The organism is Neptunomonas sp. (assembly GCF_016744175.1).
In the GTDB taxonomy this organism is placed as follows: domain Bacteria; phylum Pseudomonadota; class Gammaproteobacteria; order Pseudomonadales; family Balneatricaceae; genus Neptunomonas.
Genome location: NZ_JADGEV010000075.1, coordinates 1 through 10,254 on the forward strand (window position 1 = coordinate 1; position 10,254 = coordinate 10,254).

The following is a 10,254-nucleotide window of genomic DNA, read 5'->3' on the forward strand; positions in this document are numbered from 1 at the left end:
GGATTCAAAATCCGTTGCCGAAAGGCGTAGCGGTTCAAGTCCGCTCACCGGTACCATTACTAAGATGATTAACATCTAAGTATGAAAGCCTTACAACTAGGAGCTTTCAGAGAGAAGCGGAACTTAAATGTTACCGCTTTTTTTGTGCCTGTAATTTGCCTCCGCTCCATATTGTTTCTTTTCCATGTGCGAATTATGTACGCAAGTAAACTCAATTAATTCTTTAATATCTAACGTTATCCTCGCTACATGAACAGCTACGCCGATCGATTAGTTGCATTCAGCAACAAATTTCTTGGCAGTACTCATATCACCTTTCCATCTATATATAAGGGCACGCTTTCAGCACTAAGCTGCCAGTAAAGGACATTACTTATACACCTCTCGTATGCCCCAAAAAATAACGCCATCGACAGCTGCTCTAGAATCAATTACATAGAGAAGAAACAAATACATAGGATGAAGCGTCTAGACGCCTCACCCTGCCTTGAGTACGGCACTTGCTCACAGTCCGCCAACGCAAATAACATCACGAGCTTACCATCATTCTTTTTCAGACCTCGATAACGCGCCTTGGTAAAGCCGAACTGGCATTTGATGATCCTGAACGGATGCTCACCTTTTGCCCGAATGCTGGCCTTCTTATACTCAATGCCCAATAACACTTTGTTGATACGCGGCTGTTTTTTTACTTCTTTTAATGCATCTCAGGATCGCGCGCTCCCGCCTTATTCTTGGTCGAGTTCGGCGCTTCAATGGTAGTCACTAAACGTTGCTAGGGAATAAGTTTGCCCATGCGACCAAGAAACTTCTCTTTACGCGTCTGACGACGCTTATGGCTGAGTTCACTGTTGGCAAAGGTGAGTTGGTGATCGATCGATTTATCCCTGAAAAGCTATAACTTTTATTATCTCAGAGTGGGGGGACTTAATCGCATGTTCCTTAGTCGTCTAGATTTAAACCAATCCATCAACTATTTTGTATGTAGGCTCTACGGGAAGGAGCTTCAGCAGTAGCCCACATGGTTATAGGGGCTAGATATTATATAAGAGACAATCTAATTAGCATGTCTCTCAACAAAGCTATCTGAACCATCGAGAGGTTATACAGATTGATTGAACATGATGCTCTCAACATCCCCAATGAAATGCTTCATCACTGGCAAGCAAGTGTAGATATTATCGCTGAAATTGCCAACATTCCCGCCACACTTATTACTCATGCTCACAACAACACGTTAGAAGTTTTCACTTCTAGTCAGAGCGCCGGCAACCCTTATTCTCTAAATGATAAGGCCGAGACGGGAAGCGGTATATATTGCGAAGCCGTTATCAAAACCCAAAAAGCATTACTTATCCCTAATGCATTAAAAGATTCAGAGTGGGATCACAACCCGAACATTGAGCTAGGTATGATCTCATACCTCGGTTTGCCTCTGTGCTGGCCAAACGGGAAGCCGTTCGGCACAATTTGCATGTTCGATAGTAAGGAAAATCACTTTTCACTTCGTTTGCAACAACTTCTTGCTCGATTTCAAAAATCAATAGAGGGCGATTTAAAGATTTTATTCCAACAACAAGAATTACAAGAAGCAAACCTTGCCCTGAAAGGTAAAGTAAAAAACAAATCTACTGCTCTTCAACACCTTAATACAAAACTTACAGACGAAGTTGTTCGTCGTAATGACATAGAACATGCCCTGAAAGACAATCAATTTTTCTTCAAAGAATCCCAGCGGGCCGCATTTATAGGCTCTTACAGAAGTGATTTTGTAGCTGACACGTGGGAAACATCTGAAGTTTGCGATCAAATTTTTGGCATAGATAACAAGTACAACAAATGCATCCAAGGTTGGAGTGAACTGTTACACCCCGATGATTTTGAAGATATGACGCAGTATGTTTTAGAAGAAGTCATCGGGAGAAATAAAGCATTTGATAAAGAATACAGAATTATTAGAAGGACAGATGGTAAAACAAGGTGGGTGCACGGATTAGGAGAAACCACATCGGATGAAAATGGAACCTGTACTGGATTAATTGGAACCATCCAAGACATTACAAAACGCAAAGAAATCGAAATTCAACTCGTATCCGAACAAGCACTCCTAAATAGCCTCATTGATACCCTACCCGATTTAATCTGGCTCAAAGATACCGAGGGAGTATATCTTCGCTGTAATAACCGCTTCGAGGATTTTTTTGGGGCACCAAGAAAAGAAATACTGGGAAAAACGGATTACGATTTTGTCAGCGCAGAGTTGGCCGATTTATTTAGGAAGCATGACACTATCGCAATGAATAAGAACGGGCCTTCAATAAACGAAGAAGAAGTTCCATTCGCATCAGATGGACATCGTGAATACTTAGAAACGACAAAAGTTCAGATGCGAGACAATCATGGAGAAGTTATAGGCGTATTGGGCATAGGGCATAATATCACTGAGAGGAAAGAGGCTTCTGAACAATTAAAACTTGCCGCGAATGTTTTCACCCATGCGCATGAAGGAATCTTAATTACTGACTCGGTGGGCAATATCATAGAAGTGAATAAAACCTTCAGCGATATTACAGGCTACAGCCGAGACGAAGTATTAGGACAAAACCCGCGTATGTTTCAATCGGGACGCCAAACTCCTCTTTTTTACGAGTCTATGTGGTCATCATTACTGGAAAATAAGCACTGGAGCGGAGAGCTTTGGAACCGCAGAAAAAATGGTGAGGTGTTCGCAGAAATAGTCACCATCAGCGCGATAACCGATAGTAATGGTAAAGTGCGGAACTATGTTTCTCTGTTCACTGATATAACTTCCATAAAGCAACATCAACAACAACTAGAGCGCATAGCGCACTACGATGTACTGACTAATTTACCCAACCGAGCTCTTCTGGATGACCGAATTCAACAAGCAATAAACAAAAGTGATACCGATCAACAATCCATAACTGTTGCGTATCTTGATTTGGACAGCTTTAAAGTCATCAATGACACTTACGGTCATCAAGTCGGTGATGAATTATTGGTCGTTATCTCACAACGTATGAAGGACGCACTCAGAGAAGGGGATACATTAGCCCGTATTGGAGGAGACGAGTTCATAGCCGTATTAGCCAACATATCAGGTGATGCAAGCTATGAATCAGTAATCAAGCGTTTGCTCCAAGCGGCGGCAACCCCGATCATTATTGAGGGCATAAAGTTACAAACATCTGCGAGTATTGGTGTTACGCTTTACCCTCAAGATAACTCCAGTGCAGACTTGCTGATACGCCATGCCGATCAAGCTATGTATATCGCCAAACAGTCAGGCAAAGGTCATTACCATCTGTTTGATATCAATCAGGATGCAGCTGTTAAAATCCAACGCGAGAGTTTAAAAGGCATCCAACAAGCCCTAGAGCTTCAACAGTTCGTGTTGTATTACCAACCCAAAGTAAACATGAAAACCGGTGAAGTGATCGGCGCTGAAGCGCTCATCCGCTGGCTACACCCTGAGCGAGGTTTAGTGTTGCCAGGAGACTTCCTTCCTATTACCGAAAACCACCCAATCAGTATAGATATAGGCGAATGGGTGATTGATACGGCATTGACACAAGTATCCGAGTGGAAAGCTGCAGGGCTGGATGTTCCCGTTAGCGTGAATGTCGGCGCCCATCAACTGCAACAGAATAACTTTGTAGACAAATTGAAACTATCCCTCACTAAGCACCCCAACATAAGCCCTCATGATCTTGAATTAGAAATACTGGAAACCAGCGCATTAGAAGACATAACTAAAGTCTCAGCGATCATGCGTTCCTGTCATGAGATTGGGGTAAAGTTTTCTTTAGATGATTTTGGTACAGGATACTCATCACTCACTTATCTCAGGCGTTTACCCGCTGAGGTGCTAAAAATCGATCAAAGTTTTGTAAGAGATGTCTTAGACGACACCGATGATCGAGCGATAGTTCGAGGTGTAATTAGTCTCTCTACAGCATTTAATCGTCAAGTGATTGCAGAAGGCGTCGAAACTATTTCTCATGGCACTCAACTAATAGCCATGGGCTGTGAGCTTGGACAAGGATACGGCATTGCTCGGCCAATGCCTGCAGAAAAGATGGCAGAATGGATTACACAATGGAAACCTGACCCCGCTTGGCAGGCATGATAGACAACCATTTTTATTTGCTATGTTGCTCACTGCCAGTTATGAGCCTAGGGCAGGCCTAATACGACCGTTTATACATGCCATACAATTTTTGTATATTCTCTTACTCCGCTTTCTTTTAGGTTAAAGAATGAGTCCATCGTCGGTTACAAGCCATCAGGAAACACCTTGGCTGGCACTTTATAGTATTTGTCTAGCTACATTTCTTGTACCTATGGCGATGTCTGCTGTCAACCTTGCTTTGCCTTCGATAGCTGAAGACTTACAAGTCGATGCCGTATTACTCAGTTGGATTCCAAGTGCTCCACTCTGGGGAAGTGTTGTATTGATGCTACCAATCGCTCGGTTAGCCGATATTTGGGGGCGTAAGCATATTCATTTGTTAGGGTTGTGCTTGTATGCATTTTCTTCGCTAGCCGTTGTGGGGATAGATAGCATTGAATGGCTGTTAGTTTTTCGGGTGATACAAGGTTTAGCAAGTTCTTTTATTTTTGCCACTGCGATGGCTATGGTAGCAAGCTTTGCGGGTAGTAAGCGGCGAGGAATGTTTCTTGGTATCGTTTCGACATCTGTTTATCTAGGGCTGACAGTGGGCCCTGCAGCTGGAGGATTATTAACAGAGTGGCTAGGTTGGCGCAGCGTGTTCTGGCTGCCGGTTCCCGGCATATTCATAGCCTTAGGCCTGATAGCCTGGTTACTGCCTAATGAACAACCGTCGGCCAAGCCAGAAACCCAACAATACTCACTGCGACAACGGTTTGACGTAACGGGTAGCCTACTGTTTTCTTTGAGTGTCAGCTGCTTGTTCTTTGGTGTAACAGGTTTACCCGATGCACAATTTATTATTTTACTCATTGTAGGCGTTGGTTTAAGTGGCGGATTTGTTTATCAGCAACGTCACGCCAGTGTACCTTTAGTAAGAATCGGTGCGCTAAGTAAGAACCGGATTTTCAGCCGCTCTATGCTGGCCAGTCTTTGCATGTATGGGGCTAGCTTTCCCGTCCTGTTTATCGTCAGTTTGTATCTGCAATACATCCAAGGGCTATCCCCGGGTGATGCAGGAAAAGTGGTACTTTTACAGGCCTTGTTAACAGCCTGTATTGCACCTATAGCGGGCCGCTTATCGGACAAACATGAACCCCGTATAATTGCTACCGCAGGCTGTGGCCTGTTTATGCTGGGGTTTTTACTGCTATTTTTTGTGGGTATGCAAACACCACTCTGGCAAGTTAAAACCGGCTTAGCCTTGCTGGGAATAGGCTTTGGTTTATTTTCTTCACCCAATACTAATGCGGCGATGAGTTCAGTGGACCCATCGCGCTTAGGTATTGCTTCTGCATTACTTAATCTGGCACGTACCGGCGGCAATATGTTTAGCACAGCAATTATGGTGGTTATCTTTAATTTCTATTTTGCCGATCAATTATTGCAACCGGAGCACTACCCACAACTACTAACGGTCGTAAAAACAACCCTATGTCTTGGTGGACTATATGCTCTATTAGGGGGATATTTTTCTCTGACTCGGGGACGAGTACGTTAACAGGCAGAATAATAAGCCTCACCCACTCCCACTATGGTATGAGGCATTTTATATTATAAAACGCCTCATCTATTACTGCTTGTTTGCCAAGCCTAATTTATGACTATAATAAAAGAATAAAGTAACTGCATTACATAGAGACAAGAACCTTAAGTTATCAGTATGCTTGTACCAATTTTATTAATAACGTTCTGATAATGTAATATTGTAACTCAGAAGGGATATATGGATTGACCGACTCAAGTGCTATCAGCGTCTCAGATAAAATGCTGAACCACTGGCAAGCAACTGTAGATGTTGTTGCCGAAATCGCCCATGTCCCAGCCACTCTGATTACGTACTTTAACAGTGAACAAATAGAAATTATTGCTTCAAGCCAGAGCAGTGGGAATCCTTATCGTGTAAATGAACTGATCAACCAAGGAATCGGTTTTTACTGCGAAACAGTGATCAGGAGTAAAGAAGCCTTACTTATTCCTAATGCTTTAAAAGACTCAACATGGGATAACAATCCGGGTATTGAGCGAGGAATGATCTCATACTTTGGCTTGCCTATATGTTGGCCCAACGGAAAGCCTTTCGGCACTATCTGTATGTTGGATAGCAAGGATAATAATTTTTCAAGCCGTTACCAGCATCTTCTCACTCGATTTAAAGAGTCTATAGAGGGTGATTTGAGCACCCTCCATCTGCGACATGAATTAACAGAAGCGAATCATTCTTTGGAAGAACGAGTACAGAACAGTACCGCCGAACTTGAGCAGATCAAGACAATACTTACGGACGAAATAAATCGCCGCAATGACATAGAAAATATATTAAAAGACAATCAGTTTTTCTTTGAAGAGTCCCAGCGCGCTGCATTTATAGGCTCATACCGAAGTGATTTCATAACCGACACATGGGAAACATCTGAAGTTTGTGATCAAATTTTCGGTATAAATAGCAATTACCACAAGTGTACTCAAGGCTGGAGTGGGCTGGTACACCCCAATGATCTTGAGTTTATGACAACGTATATGTTGGAAGACGTCATTGGGAAAAATAGGGCTTTTAATAAAGAATACAGAATTATAAGGCGGACAGATGGTGAAACAAGGTGGGTGCACGGATTAGGAGAAACCATCTCAGATGAAAATGGTACCTGCATTGGCTTGATTGGAACAATTCAAGACATCACCACACGTAAAGAAGCCGAGCTGAAGTTAATATCCGAGCAAAGTCTTCTCAGTACTCTTATTGATACGCTACCTGACTTAATCTGGCTAAAAGACACCAAAGGAGTTTTTCTGCGTTGCAATAACCGCTTTGAGAGTTTTTTTGGAGCCCCAAGAGCAAAAATATTAGGTAAAACAGATTACGATTTTGTTAGCGCGGACCTAGCCGATCTCTTTCGTAAATATGACCGTATAGCTATGGACACCGAGGAACCTTCGGTCAACGAAGAAGAGGTTCCATTTGCTGCCGATGGGCATCACGAATTTCTAGAAACCACAAAGGTTCCTATGCGTGATAATAATGGAGAGATAATTGGAGTATTAGGTATAGGACATAATATCACTAAGAGGAAAGAAGCTTCTGAACAATTAAAACTTGCCGCCAATGTTTTCACCCATGCACATGAAGGTATTGTAATAACTGATTCGAAAGGCAACATCGTCGAAGTTAATGAAACCTTCAGCCTTATCACAGGTTACAGCCGAAACGAGGTGTTAGGAAAAAACCCTCGTATTTTCCAGTCAGGGCGTCAAACTCCCCAGTTTTATGAATCCCTATGGTCAGAATTATTGGAAAATAAGCATTGGAGCGGCGAGTTATGGAATCGACGCAAAAATGGCGAAGTGTTTGCTGAAATAATCACTATTAGTGCGATAACCGACAGTAACGGCAAGGTTCAAAACTATGTAGCTTTGTTCACTGATATTACCTCCATAAAAGAACATCAACAGCAACTCGAACGTATAGCTCACTATGATGTGCTTACCAATTTGCCCAACCGCACACTCCTATCTGACCGAATTCAACAAGCAATACTCCAAAGTGATAGGCACAAGCAATCACTCGCCGTGGCCTATCTAGACTTAGATAACTTTAAAGTTATCAATGACACTCATGGGCACAAAATCGGTGACGAATTACTAATCTCTATTTCACAACAAATGAGAGAAGCCCTTAGAGAAGGCGATACATTAGCCCGCATTGGTGGAGATGAGTTTATAGCTTTACTCGTCGACATATCAGAGCAAGCAGGCTATGAGTCAGTATTAAACCGTTTGCTCCAAGCCGCAGCAACGCCAGTCATTATTGAGGGTATTAAGCTACAAACATCGGCCAGTATTGGTGTTACGCTCTACCCTCAAGATAACTCAAGTGCCGACATACTAATACGCCATGCTGATCAAGCTATGTATGTCGCTAAGCAATTGGGCAAGAGTCATTACCACCTGTTTGATACCAATCAAGATGCGGCTGTCAAAATTCAGCGAGAAAGCTTAAAAGATATTAAGCAAGCTCTAGAACGACAAGAATTTGTTCTGTATTACCAACCAAAAGTAAATATGATAACGGGTCAAGTTATCGGTGTTGAAGCTCTAATTCGTTGGTTGCACCCTGAACGAGGCCTAGTCTTACCCGGCGACTTCCTTCCTATTACCGAAAACCATCCGATTAGTATCGATATAGGGGAATGGGTAATTGATACAGCGTTAAAACAAGTCTCCGAGTGGAAGTCCGCGGGATTAGATATTCCAGTCAGCGTAAATGTAGCTGCCCATCAACTACAACAGAAAAGCTTTGTTGATAAGCTAATTCAGTCCCTCGCTAATCACCCCAATATAAGCCCTCAGCACCTTGAACTAGAGATACTGGAAACTAGCGCCTTAGAAGATATAACCGAAGTATCAACCATCATGCACACTTGCCATGACATTGGAGTAAAATTTTCTATAGATGATTTTGGTACAGGGTACTCATCACTCACCTACCTCAGACGTTTACCTGCTGAGGTGCTAAAAATTGACCAAAGCTTTGTAAGAGATGTGTTGGATGACCCGGATGATCGAGCTATCGTACAAGGTGTCATTAGTCTATCTGCAGCGTTTAACCGCCAAGTAATTGCCGAAGGTGTGGAGACTATTCCTCATGGCACTCAACTAATAGCAATGGGCTGCGAGCTTGCACAAGGGTACGGTATTGCCCGACCTATGCCAGCAACCAAAATAGCTAATTGGATGACACAATGGAAACCCGACCCCGCTTGGCAGGCATGATGGACAACCCTTTTTATTTGCTATATTGCTCACTGCCAGTTTTGAGCCTAGGGTAGCCTCATACGACCGCTTATACATGCCATACAATTTTTGTATATTCTCTTACACCGCTTTCTTTTAGGTTAAAGGGTGAGCTCATCATCGGTTACAAGCCATCAGGAAACACCTTAGCTGGCACTTTATAGTATTTGCCTTGCTGTTTCTGGGGTTTGCTTTAAGTGGTGGGTTTATTTATCAACAACGTAGCGCCTGTGTTGCTCCGATAGCGGGCCGCTTATCCGATAAATATGAACCCCGAATAATTGCTACTGCAGGTTGTGGCTTATTTTAATCACCCAATACGAATGCAACGATGAGCTCTGTAGACCCATCACGTTTAGGTATTGCCTCAGCAGTACTTAATTTGGCACGTACCAGCGGCAATATGCTTAGCACAGCAATTATGGTGACTATCTTTAATATTTATTTTGCCGACCAGATATTACAGCCAAAGCATTATCCACAACTATTAATGGTGGTAAAAATCACTCTGCTACTTTTGGGGGGGGATTGCCTTATAGGAGGGTAACTTTCGCTGACCCGCCGACGAATACGCTAAGTAGCCAGTGATGGTTGTTTTAATTATTGTTGACATAGATCATATCTATTTTTAACTTAAAACATATATAAGTAATATATTGATAATATTAATACCACAATGGTTAAATCACATATTTAGGAATAAAAATGACAACACAGGAACATTTAACACAGTTCAATGTAACAATGGAACAAGCACAAAACTTTATTATGGATAACCTTAGTGACTTAGGTACAGTTTATAGTGCATGTAATCAATTTAGTGTAAATAATGATATGATAGCAGAGATAATTCAGGATAATTTCCCTGGATTGACAGGAGAAGGGGTTTCAAGTTTTTGGGACTCTGTTGGTTTTGATGGAGATGCTTTAGGCTTTAATTCAAATAGCAATTCTACTGGAGGAACACTTGATATCTCAGGAGTACTTGCACATGAAGAAGTTACTTTACATGAAAATATTTCAGAACATTATGGTCAACAGTTGTTAACATTAAATAGTGGTCTAATGGATGAATACATATTAACTGAAAGTACAAATATTGGTTCTCCTGAAGAGTATGGGTATACCTTTGATGGTGCATACGGTGGAGTTTCTTCATATTCACATAATAATGGGAATGAGTTAACAATTGTAGGTGTTAACTCAGGAAACTCTGGAAATTATGATTTGATTTATGTAGATGCAAATTAAAGTGAGTAAAACTATCTATA

Annotated in this window: 5 protein-coding genes and 2 pseudogenes; 5 read left to right on the plus strand and 2 right to left on the minus strand. The window is 42.0% G+C overall.

What is annotated here, in order from left to right; translation table 11 throughout:
• Positions 1-431: 431 nt before the first annotated feature.
• Together QZZ55_RS19260 and QZZ55_RS19265 are read right to left on the minus strand one after the other, a co-directional pair.
• Positions 432-653, minus strand: a pseudogene (locus tag QZZ55_RS19260) (hypothetical protein); the annotation flags it as partial.
• Positions 654-778: 125 nt separating this feature from the next.
• Positions 779-877, minus strand: a pseudogene (locus QZZ55_RS19265) (IS5/IS1182 family transposase); the annotation flags it as partial.
• 234 nt (positions 878-1,111) lie between these two features.
• On the opposite strand from QZZ55_RS19265, the gene QZZ55_RS19270 reads away from it, so the two are divergent.
• From QZZ55_RS19270 to QZZ55_RS19290, 5 genes are all read left to right on the plus strand, one after another.
• Complete coding sequence (locus QZZ55_RS19270) at positions 1,112-4,150, plus strand: EAL domain-containing protein (protein WP_293269048.1); 3,039 nt, start codon at positions 1,112-1,114, stop codon at positions 4,148-4,150.
• A gap of 130 nt (positions 4,151-4,280) precedes the next feature.
• Entirely contained in the window at positions 4,281-5,693 is a 1,413-nt protein-coding gene (locus tag QZZ55_RS19275; protein WP_293269049.1) for an MFS transporter, read from the plus strand.
• A 230-nt stretch (positions 5,694-5,923) separates the two neighbouring features.
• Positions 5,924-8,962, plus strand: a complete 3,039-nt coding sequence (locus QZZ55_RS19280; protein ID WP_293269050.1) for an EAL domain-containing protein — start codon at positions 5,924-5,926, stop codon at positions 8,960-8,962.
• A gap of 352 nt (positions 8,963-9,314) precedes the next feature.
• Positions 9,315-9,530, plus strand: a complete 216-nt coding sequence (locus QZZ55_RS19285; RefSeq protein ID WP_293269051.1) for a hypothetical protein — start codon at positions 9,315-9,317, stop codon at positions 9,528-9,530.
• A gap of 158 nt (positions 9,531-9,688) precedes the next feature.
• A complete protein-coding gene (locus QZZ55_RS19290) occupies positions 9,689-10,234 on the plus strand; it encodes a hypothetical protein (RefSeq protein WP_293269052.1) in 546 nt (181 codons plus the stop codon).
• The last annotated feature ends 20 nt before the right edge of the window (positions 10,235-10,254 follow it).

Coding starts and splice junctions, on each gene's coding strand:
- QZZ55_RS19285 (WP_293269051.1), top strand. CDS start 9,315: ATGAGCTCTGTAGACCCATCACGTTTAGGTATTGCCTCAGCAGTACTT.
- QZZ55_RS19275 (WP_293269049.1), top strand. CDS start 4,281: ATGAGTCCATCGTCGGTTACAAGCCATCAGGAAACACCTTGGCTGGCA.
- QZZ55_RS19290 (WP_293269052.1), top strand. CDS start 9,689: ATGACAACACAGGAACATTTAACACAGTTCAATGTAACAATGGAACAA.